Genomic DNA, 21,846 nt, shown 5'->3' with positions numbered 1-21,846 from the left:
TGCGCCGCTCCATGGACCGAAACCCGCGTAAATCCTTCCAGGACATGATCCTCGCGCTGCACGATTTCTGGAGCGCGCATGGCTGCCTGATCCTCCAGCCCTACGACATGCGCATGGGAGCTGGGACCTTCCACACTGCGACCACCCTGCGCGCGCTCGGGCCCGAGCCCTGGAATGCGGCCTTCGTGCAGCCATGCCGTCGGCCCACCGACGGGCGCTATGGCGAGAACCCGAACCGGCTGCAGCATTATTACCAGTACCAGGTGATCCTGAAGCCGAGTCCGCCCGACATCCAGGACCTCTATCTCGAAAGCCTGCGCGTCATCGGCATCGATCCGCTGAAGCACGATATCCGCTTCGTGGAGGACGACTGGGAAAGCCCGACGCTGGGCGCATGGGGCCTTGGCTGGGAAGTCTGGTGCGACGGGATGGAGGTCACCCAGTTCACCTATTTCCAGCAGATGGGCGGCTTCGACTGCAAACCGGTCGCGGGCGAGCTGACCTACGGGCTCGAACGCCTCGCGATGTACATCCAGGGCGTCGACAACGTCTACGATCTCGATTTCAACGGGCAAGGCGTCACCTATGGGGACGTCTTCCTCGAGAACGAGAAGCAGATGTCGAAATGGAACTTCGAGGTCGCCGAGACCGATGCGCTGTTCGACCTGTTCAACAAGGCCGAGGCCGAGTGCAGGAACGCGCTCGCCAATGAGGTGCCGATCGCCGCGTATGAGCAGGCGGTCGAGGCCAGTCACATCTTCAACCTGTTGCAGGCGCGCGGCGTGATCAGCGTGCAGGAACGCGCCAGCTACATGGGCCGGGTGCGCGACTTGGCTCGTGGCAGCTGCGAGGCGCACATGGCCAAAGAAGCGCCAGCCTGGGCTGAGAAGTATCCGGAGTGGTCGAAATGAGCGGTTCCGACTTCCTCCTCGAACTGCGTAGCGAAGAAATCCCTGCCCGCATGCAGGCCGCCGCGCGCACCGAACTCGAAAAGCTGTTCCGCCGCGAGATGGATGCCGCTGGCGTCACGGTTGGCGAGATCACCGTCTGGTCGACCCCGCGACGGCTCGCTCTGATCGCGCGCGGGCTGCCGGAAGCTACCGAGGCGGTTAGCGAAGAGCTGAAAGGCCCTCCGGTCGGCGCGCCCGATCAGGCGCTGGAAGGGTTCTGCCGTAAGGCGGGTGTCGAAAAAGGCGATCTCGAAGTCCGCGAGGTGAAGGGGCGCGAGACCTACTTCGCCGTGAAGATCATTCCAGGGCGCAAGACATCTAATCTCCTGTCCGACGCGATCCCTGCGATCGTCCGCGATTTCAGTTGGCCCAAGTCGATGCGCTGGGGCGCTGCCTCGATCAGCACCGAGAGCCTGCGCTGGGTCCGCCCGCTGGCGGGCATCGTCGCTCTGCTGGGTGACGAGGTCGTCGAATGCGAGGTGCACGGCGTCACCTCGGGCGCAGTCACGCTGGGCCACCGCTTCCACCACTCGGGCGACATCACGATCGGCAATGCCGACGACTATGCGATGAAGCTGCGCGCCGGTCACGTTATCGTCGATCATGAAGAGCGCCAGGACCTGATCCGCTCGGGCGCTGCCAAGGTTGCGAGCGAAGCCGGCCTCAAGCTGGTCGAGGACGAGGGGCTGGTGATCGAGAACGCCGGCCTCACCGAATGGCCCGTCCCGCTGCTGGGCCGGTTCGAGGAGGATTTCCTCGAAGTCCCGCCCGAGACGATCCAGCTCACTGCGCGCGTGAACCAGAAGTATTTTGTCTGCGAGGACGAGACGGGCAATCTCGCCAACGCCTTCATCTGTACCGCCAATATCGAGGCGGAAGACGGCGGCGCGCGCGTGGTCGACGGCAACCGCAAGGTCCTGGCCGCGCGCCTGTCCGACGCGCGCTTCTTCTGGAACGTCGACCGCAAGAACACCCTCGCCGAGCACGCTAAGGGGCTGGAGCGGATTACCTTCCACGAGAAGCTGGGCACCGTCGCCGACAAGGTCGAGCGTGTGGCCAAGCTGGCCCGCTGGCTGGTCGAGGAAGGTATCGTCAAGGATGCTGACCCGGACATGGCCGAACAGGCCGCGCGGCTCGCCAAGGCCGATCTCGTCACCGAAATGGTCGGCGAGTTTCCCGAACTGCAGGGTCTGATGGGTGGCTACTACGCCCGCGCTGAGGGCCTGCCCGATGAAGTCGCCGACGCGATCCGCGACCACTACAAGCCGGTCGGGCAGGGCGACGATGTTCCCACCGCACCGGTGACGGTGGCGGTGAGCCTGGCGGACAAGCTGGATACGTTGGTGGGATTCTTCCAGATAGACGAAAAGCCTACGGGCTCGAAGGACCCCTTCGCTCTGCGTCGCGCGGCGCTCGGTATCCTGTGGCTGCTCATTGAAAACGACCTTCGCGCATCAATGTTCGACCTCATCACAAATGCGGCTCATGCTGGTAAATCTTCGAACGCTGGCCGAGAGATCGCCTCGTTCCTGATCGAACGCCTTAAGGTGCAGCAGCGTGAGGCGAATATCCGGCACGACATGATCGATGCGGTCGTTGCCGTGGAAGAAGGCGGCGACAATGTTCGCATGGTGAAACGCACGCAGGCGCTCCAGTCCTTCATGGAAACCGAAGACGGCGCCAACCTGCTCGCCGGCTACAAGCGCGCGGCCAATATCCTCAAGAAGGAAGACTGGCACGGCGCGGAGGGCGAAATCGCGAAAACCGGTGAGGAGGACCCGCTGGCGTTGGTCGACGATCCCGACATGAAGGCAGTGATCGACGCGAAAATGTCCGAGCGCCACGCGAAGGAGCTTTCCTACATGCCCGAACCGGCCGAGAAGGCGCTAATGGATGCGCTCGACACTTCGGAACCGGCCGCTTCGCAAGCCATTGCAGCGGAGGACTTTGGTGCGGCCATGGCTGCGCTGGCCAGCCTGCGCGGTCCGATTGATCGTTTCTTCGAAGAAGTGACGGTAAATGCGGACGAAGAAAACAAGCGGGCACATCGTCTCGACCTGCTTGCACGCTTCCGTGCTGCAGTGCACAAAGTCGCGGATTTCTCTCGCATCGAGGGATGAAAATTTTCCCCAATGGACTGTGTAACATGCGGTCCATGTCTCAGTTTGACGGGCGGTAATATGAACGAAACAGTCTTCACCTTCGGCGGCGATGCGCCGCATACGAATGCACGGCAGAAGGACAAGACGATCACCGGCGGCAAGGGTGCCAACCTCGCCGAAATGGCCAGTATCGGTTTGCCGGTGCCTCCCGGCTTCACCATCGCAACCGAGGAATGCCTGAAGTATCTGGCGGGTGGCAGCGATTTCTCGACGAAGCTGCGCGAGGACGTCGCCGAGGCGCTGAAGCATGTCGAGCGCACCGTCGGCAAGGGCTTCGGCGATGCCGCAGACCCGCTGCTCGTCTCGGTCCGCTCCGGCGCGGCCGTCTCGATGCCCGGTATGATGGACACCGTCCTCAACCTAGGCCTCAACGACGAGACGGTCGAAGGCCTTGCGAACACCAGTGGCGACGAACGCTTCGCCTGGGATAGCTACCGCCGCTTCATCCAGATGTATGGCGACGTCGTGCTCGGCGTCGATCACGGCCTGTTCGAGGAAGCGCTCGAAATCGCCAAGGAAGACGCGGGCTATTACGCCGATACCGAGCTGAGCGCGGACGAGTGGAAGACGCTCGTCGCCGAGTACAAGAGCATCGTCGAGCAGGAGCTTGGCAAGCCGTTCCCGCAGGACCCCATCGAGCAGCTGTGGGGCGCGATCAGCGCGGTGTTCGACAGCTGGGATACCGAGCGGGCCAAAATCTACCGCCGCCTCAACGACATCCCGCACGACATGGGCACAGCCGTCAACGTGCAGGCCATGGTGTTCGGCAATATGGGCGATACCAGCGCAACCGGCGTGGCCTTCACCCGCGACCCCTCGACCGGCGAGCGCGCCTATTATGGCGAGTGGCTGGTCAACGCGCAGGGCGAGGATGTGGTCGCCGGCATCCGCACGCCGCAGTACCTCACCAAGGCGCGCCGCGAAGCCGCCGGAGCCGACAAGCCGAGCATGGAAGAAGCCATGCCAGACGCCTTCGGCGAACTCGCCCATGTCTTCGAACTGCTCGAGAAGCATTACAAGGACATGCAGGACATCGAGTTCACCGTGCAGCAGGGCAAGCTGTGGCTGCTCCAGACCCGCACCGGCAAGCGCACCGCCAAGGCCGCGCTCAAGATGGCGGTAGACATGGTTGGCGAGGGGCTGATCGACGAAAAAACCGCGATCCTGCGCGTCGATCCCATGGCGCTCGACCAGCTGCTTCACCCGACGCTCGATCCCGATGCGCCGCGCGATGTTCTGACCACCGGTCTACCGGCCTCACCCGGCGCGGCGAGCGGCAAGATCGTGCTCGACGCCGACACGGCGGAGCTGTGGGCCAATCGCGGCGAGAAGGTGATCCTCGTGCGCGTCGAAACGTCGCCGGAGGACATTCACGGGATGCATGCCGCGACCGGGATCCTCACGGCGCGCGGCGGGATGACCAGTCACGCTGCCGTGGTCGCGCGCGGCATGGGGCGGCCTTGCGTTTCGGGCGCATCGCAGGTTGCGATCGCTCGCCAAGAAAAAGGGAAAGAGCGCACGCTAACTATCGGCAATCGCGAGCTTTCTGAAGGTGATGTCATCACCATCGACGGCGGCAACGGCCAGGTTATGGCCGGCGAAGTGGCAACCATCGAGCCGGAGCTTGCAGGCGACTTCGGCACGCTGATGGAATGGGCCGACAAGCACCGCCGCATGCGCGTGCGAACCAATGCCGAGACCGAGACCGAGTGCAAGATGGCGCGCCAGTTCGGTGCGGAAGGCATCGGCCTCTGCCGGACGGAGCACATGTTCTTCGATGCCGGTCGGATCAGCGCCGTGCGAGAGATGATCCTGGCCGAGAACGAGTCTGGCCGCCGCGCTGCGCTCGACAAGCTGCTGCCCGAACAGCGCGGGGACTTCGTCAAGATCTTCGAGGTGATGGCCGGCCTCCCCTGCACGATCCGCCTGCTCGACCCGCCGCTCCACGAGTTCCTGCCGCACGGAGATACGGAGTTCGAGGAGCTGGCCGAAGCGACCGGTGTCGGCATCGACAAGCTGCGCCGCCGTGCGAACGAGCTGCATGAGTTCAACCCGATGCTCGGCCATCGCGGGTGCCGCCTCGGGATCACCTATCCCGAAATCTACGAGATGCAGGCCCGCGCGATCTTCGAAGCAGCCTGCGAGGTAGCGAAGGCCAGCGGCGAGGCGCCGGTGCCCGAGGTGATGATCCCGCTAGTCGCTACCAGGCGCGAGCTGGAACTGCTCAAGGACGTGGTGGACCGCGCCGCGCAGCAGGTGTTCGCAGATACGGGCTGTACGGTCGAATACCTCGTCGGCACCATGATCGAACTGCCGCGCGCCGCGCTGATGGCGGGCGACATCGCCGAATCCGCCGAATTCTTCAGCTTCGGTACCAATGACCTTACGCAGACTACGCTCGGCGTCAGTCGTGACGATGCGGGGCGTTTCCTGACGACCTATGTCGACAAGGGCATCTTCGCCCGCGATCCCTTTGTCAGCCTCGACATCGACGGTGTCGGCCAGCTGGTCGAACTGGCGAGCGAACGCGGGCGGGCTACACGGGATGGGCTAAAGCTCGGAATTTGTGGCGAGCACGGCGGCGATCCGGCCAGCATCGCTTTCTGCGAGAAGACCGGGCTCGACTACGTCAGTGCCTCTCCCTACCGCGTGCCGATCGCGCGCCTCGCAGCAGCGCAGGCGAGCCTACGCTAGTCTTTCCAGCCGGTTAGCGTCAGGATCTCGAAAGTTTCGACGACGCGTCCCTTGGCATTGGCGGAGCGCAGGAAGGCTGCTCGCGCCCGCTCCAGCGCCGCCTTGCCCAGCGGCGGTGCCGGACTGGCAAGCGAACTGCCGAGACCCTGGTCGCGCAGGTCGGAGACCAGCCGGTCGAGGCTGCCGTAGGACACGCTCAGCGACCGTCCATCGACCACCTGCCGCCGGAACAGCGCGCGCTGCAGGAGGGCGGAGGCCGCGGCATTGTCGATCAGCGGATGCATCCGCGCCGCCGGCCGGTCCGGTTCGCTGGCGATCATGGCGGTCCGCAAATTGGCGAGGCTTCCGGCGCCGACCACGCTGGCGATCAGAATGCCGCCCTCATTCAGCGCGCCGCGAAGGTGGAGGAGGGCGCCCGGCAGATCGTTCACGCGGTCGAGCGAGGCTAGTGAAACTATGAGGTCGTAGGGACCGCCGGGCAGGGGCTGCTCCTCGTCCAGCGTTGCGACGTCGGCCTCCTCGACCTCGACGCCGAGCCCCCGAAGCGACAGCGCGAGCGTGCCGGTCCAGTCACCGATCACCAAAGCGCGTGCCGGGGACAGGCGCATGAATTCGAGCCGCTCGAGCACATCCTCGACCATGTCGTGCAGCATATAGCGCGCGGCATCGCGCTGCGATTGGCGAACCCGCGCACGACGCAATCCGGCGATGCGGCGGCGGCGCGAGAAGATGCGGGGCGGGGGCGTGCTGGCCATGACGGGTGCCCTGCCGTGCTTGCCGGAGGCGCGCAAGACGGGCATCACGTTTCGATGTCGACAAGACGCTTCCTCGCCGAAAGCCTCGCGCCGGTGGTGGACTTCATCTACCCGCCGCGGTGTCCGGCATGCGGCGACAGCGTGGGGGAGCAAGGCGGCCTTTGCCATGCCTGCTGGGATGAGTTGGTCATCCCCTCGGAGCCGAACTGCCGCCTTTGCCAACGCCCGTTTGGCGAGAATGGCCCGCAACACGGGGCAATTTGCGCGCCGTGTCTCGCCGATCCCCCGGTCCATGACGGGATTTCGGCAGGAACGCTATACGGCGAGACGGCGAGAAAACTGATGCTCGCACTAAAGCATGGGCGCCGGATAGCGCTCGCCCCGATGTTGGCGAGTATGATCGCCGCGCGCATCCCTGAAATCGAGGCTAGACAGGGTCGGATCATCGTGCCGGTGCCGCTTCATCGTCAGCGCCTTTGGCAAAGGGGATATAACCAGGCAGCGCTGCTCGGGCGCCAACTAGAGAAGCTCGGGCATGGCAAGCTTGTTGTCGATGCGCTGGTGCGGACGAGGCCTACGCAATCGCTCGGTGGACTGGGGGCGAAGGCGCGCAAGAAGGTCCTCGCCGGAGCTATCGCACTTAATCCCAAGGCGAAACCGCAGCTCGATGGAGCAGACGTCCTGCTGGTAGATGACGTTCTGACGAGCGGGGCGACCTCCTCGACTTGCGTGAAGGTTTTGAAGCGTGCCGGCGCCAGGACCGTTCGGATCGTCTGTTTTGCACGGGTCCTGGAAGAGGCGAAAGACCTGTCGAGGCGCGCCGCCTAAACGAAACGCCCGGGTCCTTGCGAACCCGGGCGCCACGTGACGAATATTACCGGACCGGTCTTTCGACGGCGGTGCTGCCCCCCAGCAGGCACCTCGGTCCATCCCTCATCGTTTCCGGATGCGCCGCGAAAACCCTCAACGCGGCAGCGGATCCGGGACCCCCATGAACCTGGCGCTCTAACGGCACCGATGCTCCGGTTTGGCGGATCGTCGCGATCCACGAGAAGAATGTTCACCATGCGCGCACCCGATGGAACAGGCATTTTGAAAGCTGCTCGATTTTGAAACGCATTTGTGGTTATCGTGCAACAAGCCCGTCGCATTTTTACAAGCCGGAAAGGTCCAGCCGCGTGTCCGACAGCGATCAGCGTGAAACCAGTCGCACCCTCAATCCAAAATACGACGATCGCGGCCTGCTGAGCGCCGTGGTGGTGGACACGGCAACCAAGGACATCCTGATGGTCGCCTTCATGAACGCCGAAGCCCTCGAAGCAACGCTGGAAAGCGGCGAGGCGCATTTCTACTCACGGTCCCGAGACACGTTGTGGAAGAAGGGCGAGACGTCTGGGAATATCCTGAAGGTCGATGAGATCCAGGTGGATTGCGACCAGGATGCGTTTGTCCTCCACTGCAGCCCCGCCGGGCCGACCTGTCACACAGGCGCTCGCAGTTGCTTCTACCGGGTGGTGCAAGGTCGAACTCTCCAACCCGTCAAGACTTGACGCTTACGTAAACGTTGAGTAGGGAAGGGGCATGAACCAGCCGCTTCCCAAAGATGCTCGGCGCAGCGAAGGCGACCGCCGTCACGCCGGCGCGCACCTCGAACGCCCGGATGCCTTCGACCGTGAGCAGTTCTCGATCTCGGATCTGACCAGCGAGTTCGGCTGTACCGCCCGCGCCCTGCGCTTTTACGAGGATGAGGGCCTGATTGCGCCGTCACGCGTCGGCCTGACCCGTATCTATTCGAAGCGCGACCGTGCACGGCTCGCCTGGATCATGCGGGCCAAGAACGTCGGCTTCTCGCTCACCGAAATCCGCGAGATGATCGATCTGTACGATCTCGGCGACGGGCGGGTCGAACAGCGCCGCGTCACGGTAGAAAAGTGCAAGACCCACGTTGCCAAGCTCAAGGAGCAGCGGGACGACATCGACAGCTCGATCAACGAACTCACCGATTTCATCGACCAGATCGAGTCGCTCGACCTCGACTGATCTTAGCTTCGATTACCCAGTTACATTCCAAGCAAGGACACGCAGATGCCCATCTATTCCGCCCCGACCCGCGACACGCGCTTTATCGTGAACGAAGTCCTCGACCTCGGCAGCTATGGCAATCTGCCCGGTTTCGAGATGGCGAGCGCAGACGTGACCGATGCTGTAATCAACGAAGGCGGGAAATTTTGTGCCGAGGTGCTCGCACCGCTCAACCAGTCGGGCGACCAAGAAGGCTGCACCTGGAACGAAGACGGCTCCGTCACCACGCCCAAGGGCTTCAAGGAAGCGTTCGACCTTTTCAACGAAGCAGGGTGGGGCACGCTGTCCCATCCCGAAGAATTCGGCGGACAGGGCATGCCGCATGTTCTCGGCTTCGCGTTGGAAGAGTTCATTTCCAGCGCAAACCAGGCCTTTGGCATGTATCCCGGCCTCACCAATGGCGCGATCTCGGCCCTGATTGCCAAGGGTTCGCAGGAACAGAAGGAAAAGTACCTGCCGAAGATGGTGTCTGGCGAATGGACCGGCACCATGAACCTGACCGAGCCGCATTGCGGCACCGACCTCGGCATGATCCGCACCAAGGCGGAGCCGCAGTCCGACGGCAGCTATGCCATCACCGGCACCAAGATCTTCATCTCGGCCGGCGAACACGACATGAGCGAGAACATCATTCACCTTGTCCTCGCCAAAACTCCCGGTGCCCCGGACAGCACCAAGGGCATTTCGCTGTTCGTGGTGCCCAAGTTCATCGTCAACGAGGATGGTACGCCGGGCGAGCGCAATGGCGTGATGTGCGGTTCGATCGAGCACAAGATGGGCATTCACGCCAACTCGACCTGCGTGCTCAACTATGACGGCGCCAAGGGCTGGCTCGTCGGCGAAGAGAGCAAGGGCCTCGCCGCCATGTTCATCATGATGAATGCCGCGCGTCTCGGCGTGGGCATCCAGGGCCTTAGCCAGGCCGAGGTGTCCTACCAGAACGCCGTTGCCTACGCGCTCGACCGTCGTCAGGGCCGCGCGCTGACCGGACCGGCCGATCCCGATGCGCAGGCCGACCCCATTTTCGTCCACCCCGACGTGCGCCGTATGCTGATGGATGCAAAGACCTTTACCGAAGGCATGCGCATGCTGTGCCTGTGGGGAGCGCTGCAGGTCGACCTGACGCACAAGGCGCAGACCGAGGAAGAGCGCGAGGAAGCCGATATGATGATCGGCCTGCTGACGCCGGTCATCAAGGGTTACGGCACCGACAAGGGCTATGAAGTCGCGACCAACATGCAGCAGGTCTTCGGCGGCCACGGCTATATCGAGGAATGGGGCATGAGCCAGTTCGTGCGCGATGCCCGCATCGCGCAGATCTACGAAGGCACGAATGGCGTGCAGGCGATGGACCTTTGCGGTCGCAAGCTCGCCCATAAAGGAGGCGCCGCGATCCAGGCCTTCTTCAAGGTCGTCGGTGAAGATATCGCCGCGGCCAAGGACGACGAGACGCTCGCCCCGATGGCCGAAGCGCTCGAGAAGGCGCTCGGCCAGCAGCAGGCTTCGACGATGTGGTTCATGCAGAACGCGATGAAGAACCCCAACCACCTCGGCGCCGGTGCGCATCACTACATGCACATCATGGGCATCGTTTCGCTCGGGTGGATGTGGCTTCGCATGGCGAAGACTGCGGCGGCCGCTCTGGCCGGTGGCAGCGACGACACAGCGTTTTACGAAGCCAAGCTCGCCAGTGCGCGCTATTACATGGACCGTTTCCTACCCGATGCCGGTGCGCTTCGTCGCAAGCTGGAAAGCGGTTCGGAAAGCATGATGGCGTTGGGCGAAGACGCCTTCGCTACCGCTGCCTGAGGCGCGGACGGTCTTTGGTAGAAAAGGGGGCGCTTTGGTGCCCCCTTTTTAGCAACACCAATTGCCGAATGTTTGGGCGTCACGTTCGCGGGTTAGAGAGTACCTCATCGAACAGACCGAGCATCGCCTGCCAGCTCTGCCGATCGGCGCTGGCGTCGAAGGCCGGATTGGGCGAGCCGTCGAGGCCGACCTTGGCGGTGAAGCCATGTCCGACGTTAGCATAGCTTTGAAAATGCCAATCGGCCCCGACCTCGTCCATCTCTTCCCAGAACGCCATGACATGCGAGCGTGGCACCAATTCGTCCCGATCGCCATGGCAGACGAGCATGCGCGCCCTCGGACGGTCCTGAGCCGGAAGTCGCGTTTCGAGCAGGCCATGGAAACTCGCCACCGCAAGCAGATCCTGCCCGTCGCGGGCCATTTCGAGGACGGCCATCCCGCCTAGGCAAAACCCGATCGCCAGATGCGGTAGGTCCGGTGCCAACTCGCTTAACAGATCGAGCGTCGCGCGCAGCCGCTGACGCATCGCGGGCGGATCGCCGCGCAGTTTCTCGAGCGCCACGAAGGCTTCGTTGGGATCCGCGGGTGCTTCGGGCCCGTAGAAGTCGCCGATCAGAACTTCGTAGCCTTCGTTTATTAGCTCACGAGCCTTGGCTTCAACGCCGGGCGTGGAGTTCATGAAAGTCGGGAAGACCGCCACCGCCGCCCGCGCTTGTCCCGCAGGTTTGCCGTGCAGAGCGACGAGCGGCGTGCCGTTATCACTGTAGTCGATACGCTTGAGCCCGCTCATTCGGGCAGGAAGTCCGGCACCGAAAGATAGCGCTCCCCGGTATCGTAATTGAAGCCCATCACGCGGGTTCCTGCGGGAAGGTCCGGCAATTTCTTGGCGATCGCGGCAAGCGTCGCGCCGCTCGAAATGCCGACGAGCATACCTTCCTTCGCAGCGCATTGCCGGGCCATCTCCTTGGCCGCCTCGGCATCGACCTGGATAGAGCCGTCAATCGATTGCGTGTGCAAATTGTCGGGCACGAAGCCCGCGCCGATGCCCTGGATCGGGTGAGGGCCGGGCTGGCCTCCGCTGATAACCGGGGACTGGGCAGGCTCGACGGCGTAGGCCTTGAAACCGCTCCACTTCTCCTTGAGCACTTCCGCACAGCCAGTGAGGTGGCCGCCGGTGCCGACGCCGGTGATCATCACGTCGATCGGACTGTCTGCGAAATCCTTCAGAATCTCCTGTGCGGTCGTGCGGGCGTGGACTTTCCAGTTACTCTCGTTGTCGAATTGGCTCGGCATCCAGGCACCGTCGGTTTCGGCGACCAGCTCCTGCGCGCGTTCGATCGCGCCCTTCATGCCCTTTTCCTTCGGCGTGAGGTCGAAGGTTGCGCCATAGGCGAGCATCAAGCGGCGGCGCTCGATGCTCATGCTTTCGGGCATCACGAGAACCAGCTTGTAGCCCTTGACCGCGGCGGTCATCGCCAGGCCGATACCGGTGTTGCCGCTGGTCGGCTCCACGATGGTGCCGCCCGGCTTGAGCTTGCCGGCCTTCTCGGCATCCTCGATCATGGCGAGGCCGATGCGGTCCTTGATGGAACCGCCGGGATTGTTCCGCTCGCTCTTCACCCAGACCTCGTGGTCGGGGAACAGGCGGGAGAGGCGGACGTGCGGTGTGCGCCCGATGGTGTCGAGAATGGAGTCGGCTTTCATGGCATCTGCTCCTTGAGCTTTTCTTCCGGTGTCGGTTCTAGCAATTCTTCAGGCGGGTCAAAGGTCCGGGTTGTCCGCAGAACCGGGAACAGCTTGCTCCACAGCGCCACCGTGACGATGGCACCGGCGCCTCCGCCGACTACAGCGATCACCGGGCCGAACACGAATGCGAGCGACCCCGAAAAGAAATCGCCGAATTCGTTGGAGGCGCTGATCGTCAGCTGGCTGACCGAAGATACCCGGCCACGCTTGTCGTCCGGGGTGTGCAGCTGGATCAGCGACTGGCGGATGTAGACGCTGAACATGTCCGCCGCGCCAACGATGAACAACATGGCAAGGCTGAGCGGCATATAGGTCGACAGGCCGAAAACGATGGTCGCCACACCGAAGATTGCGACGGCCCACAGCATCTTCGGCCCGACATTGGTCTTCAGCGGGCGGAAAGAGAACAGCAGCGCGGTGAGCGCAGCGCCGACGGCGGGAGCCATGGCGAGCTGGGCAAGGCCGGTCTCACCGACCTCTAGGATGTCGCGCGCGTAGACCGGGAACAGCGCAGTCGCCCCGGCCAGAAACACTGCGAACAGGTCGAGCGTGATCGCGCCGAACACCATTTTGTTGCGTACGACATAGCGCAGGCCCTCGACCATCTGGTGGATCGGTCGCTTGTTCGCCTCGCGCGGGGGTTGCGGGACCTCGCCGATGAAGGAAATCGCAGTGATCGACACGGCGAACAGTCCGGCCGCCACAAGGTAGGGCAAGGCAGGGAGGATAGCATAGGTATAGCCGCCAATCGCGGGGCCGACGATCATGCCGACCTGCCACGCGATGCTCGACAAGGCGATGGCATTCGGGAGGATCGTCTTGGGCACGAGGTTCGGGGCCAGCGCCGACAAGGCAGGGCCGTTGAAGGCGCGCACCACACCGAGCACGATAGCGACACCATAGAGCCAAGCGAGCGAGAGGTCTCCGTGCCACGTCAGGAAAGCCAACGCCGCTGCACATCCCAACTGAGCCAGCATCGTCAGCCGCGCGATGTTGCGCCGGTCGAAATGATCGGCCGCCCAGCCCGAAAAGGGTGTCAGCACGAACAGCGGGAGAAATTGCAGTAGGCCGATCAGCGCAAGCTGGCCGGAGGACTCTGCCACGCTCATCCCGGCATCGCGGGCTATATTGTAAGTCTGCCACCCGATGATCAGCATCATCGCATATTGGGCCAGCGTCATGCTGAGGCGCGACAGCCAGTAGGCGCGGAAATTCGCGATCCGGAAGGGCGAGCTATCGGGGCTTATTGCTTGGTCGGTTTGGCTCACGCCGAACGCATGGCAGGCGCGCCTCCCGATGGGAAGACGCGCCTGCTTTGCGTGTCAGAATCAGATCTTGCCGGTCAGCGCAGCTTGCGCAGGCGCGGGTTCGGCTGAAGCTCGTCGATCAGGGCGAGGAAATCGTCCATCCGGATGATCCGCTCGAACTGGAACCCGGCGCGATTGTCGCGAGTCCAGATGACGTAGGATTCGATCCGTCCGATCACCGGCAGACGGATGATGACCCGCTCGCCGCGGCTGAGCCCGTCGGCATTGTCGACCATGAAGCCGTTTGCCGAGATATTGGCGATGTGGAGGCGCAGATCACCCTTGCCGAAATGTTCGGCAATGACGGGGTGATCGACCGGGTGGCGCGCCATGCGCCGCTGGTCGGTTACGCTCAATTGTGCTCCGGCACTCATCTATTGCGATCCCTCCGAAAAATTGATCGCAAACGACATGCACCGGGAAAGGCTGATATTTGGTAAACCCGCACGAAGGAATTGGCGCTCGCACGGAGGCGGCCGCCGCAATCAACGGCGCAAAATCGCGTGCTTCTTCTTGCCGAGGCTGAGCTTGATTTCGGAATCAGCATCAACGTTTATCAGAAACCCGGGATCGTCGACGACTGCGCCATCCAGCTTGACCGCGCCTTCCGCCAACTTGCGCTTCGCCTCGCCATTGGACGCCGTAAAGCCGAGCGCGGTGAGCGCAGCACCGATCCGCATGCCGTCGCTGCCGACCGAAAGCGTGGGCAAGTCCTCGCCCGATCCGCCACCCGCGAACGTGTCGCTGGCCGTCTGCGCCGCGGCGTCGGCTGCCTCGCGTCCGCGAACCAGTGCGGTGACCTCATTGGCCAGCACCGTCTTCGCCTGATTGATTTCCGCGCCCTCCAGCGCTTCCAGTCTGGCGATTTTGCCCAGCGGAAGATCGGTGAACAGCCGCAGAAAGCGCCCGACATCGCGGTCATCGACATTGCGCCAGAATTGCCAGAAATCGTAGCTTGGTAGCTGGTCCTCGTTAAGCCACACGGCACCCGCTGCCGTCTTCCCCATCTTCGATCCGTCGGCGGTGGTGAGCAGCGGCGTCGTCAGGCCGAACAGCTCGCTGCCGTCCATGCGGCGGGCAAGCTCCATGCCGTTGACGATATTGCCCCACTGGTCGCTCCCGCCCATCTGCAACCGACAGCCATAACGCTGCGCCAGCTCGCGGAAATCGTAGGCCTGCAGGATCATGTAATTGAATTCGAGGAACGTCAGAGGTTGCTCGCGGTCGAGCCGCAGCTTGACCGAATCGAAGGTCAGCATGCGATTGACCGTGAAGTGCGGGCCGACGTCGCGCAGCAACTCGATATACCCGAGTTCGCTCAACCACTCGTCATTGTTGACCATCACGGCGTCGGTCGGCCCGTCACCGAAAGTCAGCAGGCGCTCGAACACCTTGCGGATGCCGGCGATGTTCGCATCGATGTCGGCATCGGTCAGCATCTTGCGGCTTTCGTCTTTGCCGCTGGGATCGCCCACCTTGGTCGTGCCGCCGCCCATCACGACGATCGGCTTGTGCCCGGCCTGCTGCAACCGGCGCAGCATCATGATTTGCACCAGGCTTCCCACGTGCAGCGATGGCGCGGTGGCATCGAAGCCGATATAGCCCGGCACGATTTCCTTGGCAGCTAGCGCGTCCAGCGCCTCGCCATTGGTTATCTGGTGGATGTAGCCGCGCTCTTCGAGCGTGCTTAGGAGGTCGGAGGAAAAGGTGCTCATGATGGAGCGCGCGCTAGCAGGTAAGGACGCCTGTGCAAACGCATGAACTGGTGCCGCATCCGGCCTATCCTCCGGCGAGCGTAAGCTCCGTGACGGCGCGGATCATCGGCCGCGATGCCAATTGGCTGCGCGTCCGCTGGCGCATCAAGGGGGCGCAGGGTCTGGTCGTGTCTAAATTCGCGGGGCGTGGCCGGGCCGACGGCTTATGGCAGACCACTTGCTTCGAAATGTTCGTGAAGCCCACGGGCGGCAACTCTTACCTCGAATACAACCTGTCCCCGTCGGAGCGCTGGAATGCTTACGCCTTCGACGCGCCACGAAAGGGCATGCGAGAGCTGACGATGGACCGCGAGCCCGATTGCACCATGCGGCCCGGCAGCAGCTTCGCCATCTTCGATGCGGCCATCCCCGCCAGTGCTGTGCCATCGGTCGATTGCGACTACGCGATAACTTGCGTTCTAGAAGAGCAGGGCGGCACGAAAAGCTACTGGGCGCTCTGCCATTCGGGCGATATGCCGGATTTCCATGAACCGGCTTGCTTCACAGGCGAGCTTGCGGCACCCACCGCGCCATGAAATTCGGCATCGACCGCCTTCTGACCGAAGACGAACTGCGCGCCCCGCTCGAGGGCAAACGCGTATCGCTGGTGGCGCATCCGGCTTCGGTCACCGCGCAACTGCACCACTCGCTCGACGCGCTGATCGAACGCGGGGTCAATGTGACCTCGGCTTTCGGACCGCAGCACGGACTGAAGGGCGACAAGCAGGACAATATGGTGGAGACGGCGGACGAGACCGATCCCCGCCACAACATCCCGATCTTCAGCCTCTATGGCGAAGTCCGCCGGCCGACCGGGCAGATGATGTCGACGGCGGACGTGTTCCTGTTCGACCTGCAGGATCTCGGTTGCCGCATTTACACCTTCGTGACGACGCTGCTTTACCTGATGGAAGAGGCGGCGAAGGCGGGCAAATCGGTCTGGGTGCTCGACCGCCCCAATCCCGCTGGCGGGCCGGTGGAAGGCACCTTGCTGGTCCCGGGTCAGGAAAGCTTCGTCGGCGCGGCGCCCATGCCCATGCGCCACGGCATGACGATGGGTGAGATGGGCCACTGGTTCAAAACGCATTTCGACCTCGATCTCGATTACAAGGTGATCGAGATGGTTGGGTGGAAGCCGGGTCATGCGCCCGGCTTTGGCTGGCCGGAAGACCGGGTATGGATCAATCCGAGCCCGAATGCCGCCAGCGTCAACATGGCGCGGGCCTATGCCGGTACCGTCATGCTGGAGGGAACGACACTGAGCGAGGGTCGCGGGACGACCCGGCCGCTCGAAGTGTTGTTCGGCGCGCCCGATGTCGATGCAGGCGGCGTTGTGAAAGAGATGGAGCGACTTGCTCCCGCATGGCTTCGGGGTTGCGCCCTGCGCGAGTGCTGGTTCGAGCCGACGTTCCACAAGCACGCCGGGAAGCTCTGCAATGCACTGATGATCCACGCGGAAGGCCCGTTCTACGATCATCACGAGTTCCGACCGTGGCGGCTTCAGGCGCTGGCCTTCAAGGCGATCCGCAACCTCTATCCGGACTACGATCTGTGGCGCGATTTTCCCTATGAGTACGAGCTCGAGCGACTCGCGATCGACGTGATCAACGGCGGGCCGAGTTTGCGCGAATGGGTGGATGACAGCGAAGCCGAACCCGGCGACCTGGATAGCCTCGCGGACGCAGACGAAACTGCATGGCGCCAGACAATCGCGCCGCACCTGCTCTACGGATGACCCAGGCCGCGCCGGATTTCGCCCGTCTTGTGGCTGAAGGCGATGCTCGCCTCGACGCTGGCGATCATCGGGCCGCTTCCGCTTACTACACTGCCGCCTTGAAACAGGCCGAAGCAGGCGCACCCTATGATCGGCCCACGGCGCAGCGAGCCTTGCGGCGCTTGCAGGACATCGAGCAGGGCTATGTGCGCCATCTCCATGCATCGCTGGAACGGCAGGGCTTCCCGCAATCGGAATGGCATCCGAGATTTGCCAAAAGCATCGCAATTATGACCGGCCAATTCCAGCGCGAAAACACCGGCGAGCAATATCTCCGGATGCCGACGACCTATTTCTATCCCGATCTGCCCTATGCGGAATATTACGATACCGCTAGCTGGTCCTGGGTAGAAGAACTCGAAGCGTATACCGAGCAGATCGTCTCGGAAGCGAAAGCCCTCATGGATGGCGGTGAAACTTTCGCGGCTTACATGAAGCGCACCGAAGACCGCCCACAGGGCAATTCGCACGGTCTACTCGAGAATGACGATTGGAGCACCTTCGATCTTATCGATTCGGAGAAGCCGATCGCGGACCGGGTGAAGCTTTGCCCGCACACGTTTGGTGCGATTACCGACATCGCTCCCCAGTGCCGGATACCCAAGCGTGCACCGACGATTATGTTCTCCCTCCTGAAGGCTGGTGCGCACATTCCCCCGCATACCGGGATGCTGAACCCGCGTCTCATATGCCACCTCCCACTGGTCGTGCCGGGTGACGGGGCCCTTCGGGTGGGTTCGTCCACGCGAGTTTGGGAGAAGGGTAAGCTGATGGTTTTCGACGATACGATCGAACATGAAGCCTGGAACCACTCGCAGACCGACCGCTTGGTCCTGATTTTCGACATCTGGCATCCCGATCTCGACGAAATCGAGCAGGCGCAAATCGCGGCGCTTTTCCACGCGGTGGACTCGTATTGAACCACCCCTGGGCACCAAACCCGACTTTCGATCGGTCGAAGAACCCTTGACGAAAGCCAATGGATAGGGTTGCTTGACCGAAAGTGACGGGCATACCCGCGCTTCAGGAGAGAATTTCATGGCGACAGCGGCACCGACCGGCGCAGCGCAGAGTTCAGTGCGCGCGACCCTCTGGATTCTGTTGATCGTCTACATCTTCAATTTCATCGACCGGCAGATCGTCAACATCCTGGCCGAACCGATCGCGCAGGACCTTGGTCTGAGCGATACGCAGATCGGCTTGATGACGGGCCTCGCATTTGCACTGTTCTACACCGTCCTCGGCCTGCCGATTGCGCGCTATTCCGACAGGCCGACAACACATCGACCGCGGTTGATTGCATTGGCACTGGCGACGTGGTCGGCGATGACCGCGCTGTGCGGCGTAGCGCAAAACTTTATTCAACTGCTTCTCGCCCGCATCGGCGTCGGGGTCGGCGAGGCCGGCTGCACACCGCCGGCACATTCGCTGATTTCGGATCTTGTGCCGCCGGAGAAACGCAGCTCCGCTTTGGCGTTCTACGCGCTCGGGATCCCGATAGGAACGCTGCTCGGCATGCTCATCGGCGGCGTGCTCGCCGATTGGGTGGGTTGGCGCAGGGCGTTTTTATTCGTGGGAATTCCCGGTGTGGTTCTCGCCCTGATTGTGTGGTTCGTCCTCAAGGAGCCGCGCCGTAAGGACAGCCTCGAGGTTCTACGCCAGAGGGGCACCGAAGACGTGGTCCCGTTCTTCAAGGCGATGGGCAAGGTCATGCGTTCGCGCGCCTTCGTCCTGCTTTTATGCGCCGGATCGGCGGCGGCGTTTCTCGCCTATGGCAAGGTCACCTGGACGACGATCTTCTTCCAGCGGACCCATGGCATGACCCCGGGTGAGGTCGGCTTCTGGTTCGGCGTCGTGAACGGCGCCGCGGGCATCGCGGGGACCGTGCTCGGCGGCTGGCTTGCGGACCGCTTCGGTTCGCAGAACCGTCGCCACGTTCTCACGGCACCGGCCATAGGCATGGCCGTTGCAGCGCCGATCGCGTTTCTCGCCTATCAGGCGCAGACTTGGCAGATGGGCCTGATCCTGCTGTTCGTGCCGACATTGCTGAATTCGCTGTATTACGGCCCGACTTACTCTGCGGCGCAGGGACTGGTGCCTCTCCGCTCGCGGGCTATCGCCGCTGCCGTGCTGCTGTTCTTCCAAAACCTGATCGGGTTGGGCCTCGGGCCACTATTCTTCGGCATGCTGTCCGACTGGTTGCGCCCCGAATACGGCGAGGAAAGCGTCCGCTACGTGCTCTACGGCGCGGCTTTCCTTGGCCTGATCCCGGCATTCTTCTTCTGGCGGTGCAGCCTGCGCCTCAACGACGAGTTGGACAAGCAGGACTAACCGGCGGGGATCAGCTCGGCGCGATCGTCGGGTTCGGGAACAGGGCGCACATCCGATGTGTCGTTGTGCATGACCATGACACTGCATCCACCGATCTGGTGGTCGACGGCCGCGATCATCTCGGCGTCTTCCGGGACGGCTCCCTCCCGCCGCAGCGAAGGCTGGCCATTTGCATCGCGAACTTGCGTGATGGTCTGCTCGCACTCATCCACATCGATCGGCTTTTCGGGACAGCCTTCGGGATTGAAAACCGGCACGTTGCTATCGCACGGTGTCGCTTCCGCCGCGCTCTCGGTTCCGCCAGATGCCGTGCGCTCCTCGTCGGGCTCCGCAGCAATGGCGACTCCTGCGAGGGCGAGGGCGGGTAGCACAAGATAGCGCATCGTGTTCTCCTTCGTTGCTCTCATACCGGCTCGCGCACCGGGTGCACAAGGCTGACGAGGACGAAGCTAATCAGCATCAGCAAGAACCAGCTTCCCAGTTTGGCCAGGCTGACCGGCTGCCAGCCGTCCTCCTGCCCCGGGTAGGTCCAGGCGCGAGCGAAGGTACCGATGTTCTCTGCACCCCAGATGAATAATGCGACCAGGAAAAATCCAAGCAGCAACGGCATCCAGCGATGCTCCAGCCAGTTGCGGAAGTGGATTCTCGTCCGCCAGAACAGCAGCATCGTGACCCCGAACAGCAAATAGCGGATGTCCGGGAGCCAGTGATGGGCGAAGAAGTTCACGTAGATCGCCGCCGCCAGTGCGCAGGTCGTCCAGCGTGCGGGATAGTGCGAATAGCGAAAGTCGAAGATGCGCCAGACGCGGGCGATATAGCTCCCGACCGCCGCATACATGAAGCCCGAGAATAGAGGGACGTCGCCAATCCGCAGCACGCTCGGTTCGGGGTAGATCCACGATCCCGCTGCCGTCTTGAACAGCTCCATCACCGTGCCGACGATGTGGAAGATCAGTATGACCTTGGCTTCGGACCAAGTCTCGAGCCGGAAGGCCAGCATCGCAGCCTGAATTGCAACGGCTGCCAAGGTGATGAAATCGTATCGGGGCAAGGACGCGTCTTCGGGATAATATAGATGCGTCGCCAGTAGCAGCGCGAGCATCAGTCCACCGAACAGGCAGGCCCAAGCCTGCTTGAACCCGAACAGCAGGAACTCGTAGAACCAGAGCCGCCAGCCCGTGCCCGGATCGAACTGCTCGAGCCGGTGGCGGACCGCCTCGAAGCGGGTGTGCCGCAAGGCGTCCTATCCCTGCTTGCGGCTCAATTCGCGCATCGCGTCGTCGAGGCCATCCAGCGTCAGTGGATACATCCGGTCGTTTACCAGGTGCTTCATCACCTTTGTCGACTGTGAATATCCCCACTGCTTTTCGGGCACGGGATTGAGCCAGACGGTCGCGGGATAGGTGTTGGTGACCCGCTGCATCCAGGTGGCGCCGGCTTCCTCGTTCATATGCTCCACGCTGCCGCCCGCATGGGTGATCTCATAGGGGCTCATGGCTGCGTCGCCAACGAAAACGACCTTGTAGTCGTGGCCGTATTTGTGGAGGATATCCCAGGTCTTGGTCCGCTCCTGCCAGCGGCGGCGATTGTCCTTCCACACGCCTTCGTAGAGGCAGTTGTGGAAATAGAAGAACTCAAGGTTCTTGAATTCGCTGGTCGCAGCGCTGAACAGCTCTTCGGTAATCTTGATGAAGGGGTCCATAGATCCACCCACATCGAGGAACAGCAGCAGCTTCACAGCATTGCGCCGCTCCGGCCGCATGTGGATGTCGAGCCAACCCTGCTTGGCCGTGCCGTCGATGGTCGCGTCGATATCGAGCTGGTCCGCCGCGCCCTCACGCGCGAAGCGGCGCAGGCGGCGCAGCGCCATCTTTATGTTGCGGGTGCCCAGTTCCTTGGTGTTGTCGAGGTTCTTGAACTCGCGCTTGTCCCACACCTTGACCGCGCGCTTGTGCTTGCTTTCGCCGCCGATGCGCACGCCTTCGGGGTTATAGCCCGAATTGCCGAACGGGCTGGTGCCGCCGGTGCCGATCCACTTGTTGCCGCCCTGGTGGCGCTTTTCCTGCTCCTCGAGCCGCTTCTTCAGCGTCTCCATGATCTCGTCCCAGTCGCCCAGCGACTTGATTTTTCCCATCTCCTCGTCGGAGAGGAACTTCTCGGCGACGGCCTTCAGCCAGTCCTCCGGGATATCGACCGGGTTCTGGCCGTAGTCGGACAGGATGCCCTTGAATACCTTGGCAAAGACCTGGTCGAAGCGATCGATCAGACCTTCGTCTTTCACGAAGGTCGCGCGGGAGAGGTAGTAGAAGGCCTCCGGCGTCTGCTCGATCACATCCTTGTCGAGCGCTTCCAGCAGCGTGAGGTGTTCCTTGAAGCTTGCCGAAATTCCGGCAGCGCGCAGCTCGTCGACGAAATTGAAAAACATGACACGGGCTTAGCGCCCTCTACCGCGATGGCGAAGCGAAAATCGGCGAAGGCTGCT

Annotated in this window: 21 protein-coding genes; 11 read left to right on the top strand and 10 right to left on the bottom strand. The window is 62.7% G+C overall.

Going from position 1 to position 21,846, the window contains the following annotated elements; genetic code table 11:
- Window positions 1-11 precede the first annotated feature (11 nt).
- Genes P8R33_RS09375 through ppdK form a run of 3 tightly spaced genes read left to right on the top strand, consistent with a single transcriptional unit; the run spans window position 12 to window position 5,806 of the window.
- Window positions 12-911, top strand: a complete 900-nt coding sequence (locus P8R33_RS09375) for a glycine--tRNA ligase subunit alpha (protein WP_278328709.1) — start codon at window positions 12-14, stop codon at window positions 909-911.
- Entirely contained in the window at window positions 908-3,070 is a 2,163-nt protein-coding gene (gene glyS / locus P8R33_RS09370; protein ID WP_278328708.1) for a glycine--tRNA ligase subunit beta, read from the top strand. Before P8R33_RS09375 ends, glyS begins: the two co-directional genes overlap by 4 nt.
- Before the next feature lie 60 nt (window positions 3,071-3,130).
- A complete protein-coding gene (ppdK, locus tag P8R33_RS09365; RefSeq protein WP_278328707.1) occupies window positions 3,131-5,806 on the top strand; it encodes a pyruvate, phosphate dikinase in 2,676 nt (891 codons plus the stop codon).
- On the opposite strand, the gene P8R33_RS09360 is transcribed toward ppdK, so the two are convergent.
- Entirely contained in the window at window positions 5,803-6,561 is a 759-nt protein-coding gene (locus tag P8R33_RS09360) for a class I SAM-dependent methyltransferase (protein WP_278328706.1), read from the bottom strand. The genes ppdK and P8R33_RS09360 overlap by 4 nt on opposite strands.
- A gap of 15 nt (window positions 6,562-6,576) precedes the next feature.
- Here P8R33_RS09360 and P8R33_RS09355 point away from each other — a divergent pair, with 15 nt between their 5' ends.
- The 4 genes from P8R33_RS09355 to P8R33_RS09340 all read left to right on the top strand — a co-directional run bounded on the left by P8R33_RS09355 (window position 6,577) and on the right by P8R33_RS09340 (window position 10,452).
- Window positions 6,577-7,389, top strand: a complete 813-nt coding sequence (locus tag P8R33_RS09355; protein WP_347569045.1) for a double zinc ribbon domain-containing protein — start codon at window positions 6,577-6,579, stop codon at window positions 7,387-7,389.
- 350 nt (window positions 7,390-7,739) lie between these two features.
- Window positions 7,740-8,111, top strand: a complete 372-nt coding sequence (gene hisI / locus P8R33_RS09350; protein ID WP_278328705.1) for a phosphoribosyl-AMP cyclohydrolase — start codon at window positions 7,740-7,742, stop codon at window positions 8,109-8,111.
- Between the two features lie 31 nt (window positions 8,112-8,142).
- Window positions 8,143-8,601, top strand: a complete 459-nt coding sequence (locus P8R33_RS09345) for a MerR family transcriptional regulator (protein ID WP_278328704.1) — start codon at window positions 8,143-8,145, stop codon at window positions 8,599-8,601.
- Window positions 8,602-8,646: 45 nt separating this feature from the next.
- Complete coding sequence (locus tag P8R33_RS09340) at window positions 8,647-10,452, top strand: acyl-CoA dehydrogenase C-terminal domain-containing protein (protein ID WP_278328703.1); 1,806 nt, start codon at window positions 8,647-8,649, stop codon at window positions 10,450-10,452.
- Between the two features lie 79 nt (window positions 10,453-10,531).
- On the opposite strand, the gene P8R33_RS09335 is transcribed toward P8R33_RS09340, so the two are convergent.
- The 5 genes from P8R33_RS09335 to tyrS all read right to left on the bottom strand — a co-directional run bounded on the left by P8R33_RS09335 (window position 10,532) and on the right by tyrS (window position 15,220).
- Window positions 10,532-11,242 (bottom strand): dienelactone hydrolase family protein, encoded by a 711-nt coding sequence (locus P8R33_RS09335; RefSeq protein WP_278328702.1) that lies wholly within the window; start codon window positions 11,240-11,242, stop codon window positions 10,532-10,534.
- Complete coding sequence (gene cysK / locus P8R33_RS09330) at window positions 11,239-12,156, bottom strand: cysteine synthase A (RefSeq protein ID WP_278328701.1); 918 nt, start codon at window positions 12,154-12,156, stop codon at window positions 11,239-11,241. The genes P8R33_RS09335 and cysK overlap by 4 nt, the downstream gene beginning before the upstream one ends.
- Window positions 12,153-13,466, bottom strand: a complete 1,314-nt coding sequence (locus P8R33_RS09325) for an MFS transporter (protein ID WP_278328700.1) — start codon at window positions 13,464-13,466, stop codon at window positions 12,153-12,155. The genes cysK and P8R33_RS09325 overlap by 4 nt, the downstream gene beginning before the upstream one ends.
- 74 nt (window positions 13,467-13,540) lie before the next feature.
- Entirely contained in the window at window positions 13,541-13,879 is a 339-nt protein-coding gene (locus tag P8R33_RS09320; RefSeq protein ID WP_278328699.1) for a PilZ domain-containing protein, read from the bottom strand.
- A 111-nt stretch (window positions 13,880-13,990) separates the two neighbouring features.
- Window positions 13,991-15,220 carry a tyrosine--tRNA ligase gene (tyrS, locus tag P8R33_RS09315; protein WP_278328698.1) on the bottom strand — a complete coding sequence of 410 codons (1,230 nt, stop codon included), beginning with the start codon at window positions 15,218-15,220 and terminating at the stop codon, window positions 13,991-13,993.
- Between the two features lie 32 nt (window positions 15,221-15,252).
- On the opposite strand from tyrS, the gene P8R33_RS09310 reads away from it, so the two are divergent.
- Both P8R33_RS09310 and P8R33_RS09305 read left to right on the top strand, forming a co-directional pair.
- Entirely contained in the window at window positions 15,253-15,795 is a 543-nt protein-coding gene (locus P8R33_RS09310) for a DOMON-like domain-containing protein (protein ID WP_278328697.1), read from the top strand.
- Window positions 15,792-16,994, top strand: coding sequence for an exo-beta-N-acetylmuramidase NamZ family protein (locus tag P8R33_RS09305; RefSeq protein WP_278328696.1), 1,203 nt, complete (start codon window positions 15,792-15,794; stop codon window positions 16,992-16,994). The genes P8R33_RS09310 and P8R33_RS09305 overlap by 4 nt, the downstream gene beginning before the upstream one ends.
- On the opposite strand, the gene P8R33_RS09300 is transcribed toward P8R33_RS09305, so the two are convergent.
- The gene (locus P8R33_RS09300; protein WP_278328695.1) at window positions 16,985-17,188 is read right to left on the bottom strand and encodes a hypothetical protein; all 204 of its coding nucleotides are present in this window, start codon (window positions 17,186-17,188) and stop codon (window positions 16,985-16,987) included. The genes P8R33_RS09305 and P8R33_RS09300 overlap by 10 nt on opposite strands.
- Window positions 17,189-17,263: 75 nt before the next feature.
- On the opposite strand from P8R33_RS09300, the gene P8R33_RS09295 reads away from it, so the two are divergent.
- Complete coding sequence (locus P8R33_RS09295; protein WP_278328694.1) at window positions 17,264-17,953, top strand: aspartyl/asparaginyl beta-hydroxylase domain-containing protein; 690 nt, start codon at window positions 17,264-17,266, stop codon at window positions 17,951-17,953.
- A 118-nt stretch (window positions 17,954-18,071) separates the two neighbouring features.
- Window positions 18,072-19,364: a spinster family MFS transporter gene (locus P8R33_RS09290; RefSeq protein ID WP_278328693.1), complete on the top strand. Its 1,293-nt coding sequence runs from the start codon at window positions 18,072-18,074 to the stop codon at window positions 19,362-19,364.
- Here the strand turns inward: P8R33_RS09290 and P8R33_RS09285 are convergent.
- The 3 genes from P8R33_RS09285 to P8R33_RS09275 are packed head-to-tail and all read right to left on the bottom strand — an operon-like array spanning window position 19,361 to window position 21,789.
- The gene (locus tag P8R33_RS09285; protein ID WP_278328692.1) at window positions 19,361-19,747 is read right to left on the bottom strand and encodes a hypothetical protein; all 387 of its coding nucleotides are present in this window, start codon (window positions 19,745-19,747) and stop codon (window positions 19,361-19,363) included. The genes P8R33_RS09290 and P8R33_RS09285 overlap by 4 nt on opposite strands.
- 20 nt (window positions 19,748-19,767) lie before the next feature.
- Complete coding sequence (locus P8R33_RS09280; RefSeq protein ID WP_278328691.1) at window positions 19,768-20,601, bottom strand: DUF817 domain-containing protein; 834 nt, start codon at window positions 20,599-20,601, stop codon at window positions 19,768-19,770.
- 6 nt (window positions 20,602-20,607) lie between these two features.
- Entirely contained in the window at window positions 20,608-21,789 is a 1,182-nt protein-coding gene (locus P8R33_RS09275) for a vWA domain-containing protein (protein WP_278328690.1), read from the bottom strand.
- Window positions 21,790-21,846: the final 57 nt, after the last annotated feature.

Source organism: Qipengyuania flavescens (assembly GCF_029688735.1).
Taxonomy (GTDB): domain Bacteria; phylum Pseudomonadota; class Alphaproteobacteria; order Sphingomonadales; family Sphingomonadaceae; genus Qipengyuania.
Note: the sequence above shows the minus strand (reverse complement) of the source record. Positions and strands in the feature narration are given on the sequence as shown.

Excerpts from the sequence above, each read along its gene's own strand:
- P8R33_RS09320 (WP_278328699.1), bottom strand. The coding sequence starts at position 13,879 with ATGAGTGCCGGAGCACAATTGAGCGTAACCGACCAGCGGCGCATGGCG.
- P8R33_RS09275 (WP_278328690.1), bottom strand. The coding sequence starts at position 21,789 with ATGTTTTTCAATTTCGTCGACGAGCTGCGCGCTGCCGGAATTTCGGCA.
- P8R33_RS09295 (WP_278328694.1), top strand. The coding sequence starts at position 17,264 with ATGACCGGCCAATTCCAGCGCGAAAACACCGGCGAGCAATATCTCCGG.
- P8R33_RS09375 (WP_278328709.1), top strand. The coding sequence starts at position 12 with ATGGACCGAAACCCGCGTAAATCCTTCCAGGACATGATCCTCGCGCTG.
- ppdK (WP_278328707.1), top strand. The coding sequence starts at position 3,131 with ATGAACGAAACAGTCTTCACCTTCGGCGGCGATGCGCCGCATACGAAT.
- P8R33_RS09300 (WP_278328695.1), bottom strand. The coding sequence starts at position 17,188 with ATGGCGCACATAGCCCTGCTCGATGTCCTGCAAGCGCCGCAAGGCTCG.
- tyrS (WP_278328698.1), bottom strand. The coding sequence starts at position 15,220 with ATGAGCACCTTTTCCTCCGACCTCCTAAGCACGCTCGAAGAGCGCGGC.
- glyS (WP_278328708.1), top strand. The coding sequence starts at position 908 with ATGAGCGGTTCCGACTTCCTCCTCGAACTGCGTAGCGAAGAAATCCCT.
- P8R33_RS09335 (WP_278328702.1), bottom strand. The coding sequence starts at position 11,242 with ATGAGCGGGCTCAAGCGTATCGACTACAGTGATAACGGCACGCCGCTC.
- P8R33_RS09360 (WP_278328706.1), bottom strand. The coding sequence starts at position 6,561 with ATGGCCAGCACGCCCCCGCCCCGCATCTTCTCGCGCCGCCGCCGCATC.
- P8R33_RS09345 (WP_278328704.1), top strand. The coding sequence starts at position 8,143 with ATGAACCAGCCGCTTCCCAAAGATGCTCGGCGCAGCGAAGGCGACCGC.
- P8R33_RS09340 (WP_278328703.1), top strand. The coding sequence starts at position 8,647 with ATGCCCATCTATTCCGCCCCGACCCGCGACACGCGCTTTATCGTGAAC.
- P8R33_RS09305 (WP_278328696.1), top strand. The coding sequence starts at position 15,792 with ATGAAATTCGGCATCGACCGCCTTCTGACCGAAGACGAACTGCGCGCC.
- P8R33_RS09290 (WP_278328693.1), top strand. The coding sequence starts at position 18,072 with ATGGCGACAGCGGCACCGACCGGCGCAGCGCAGAGTTCAGTGCGCGCG.
- P8R33_RS09285 (WP_278328692.1), bottom strand. The coding sequence starts at position 19,747 with ATGCGCTATCTTGTGCTACCCGCCCTCGCCCTCGCAGGAGTCGCCATT.
- cysK (WP_278328701.1), bottom strand. The coding sequence starts at position 12,156 with ATGAAAGCCGACTCCATTCTCGACACCATCGGGCGCACACCGCACGTC.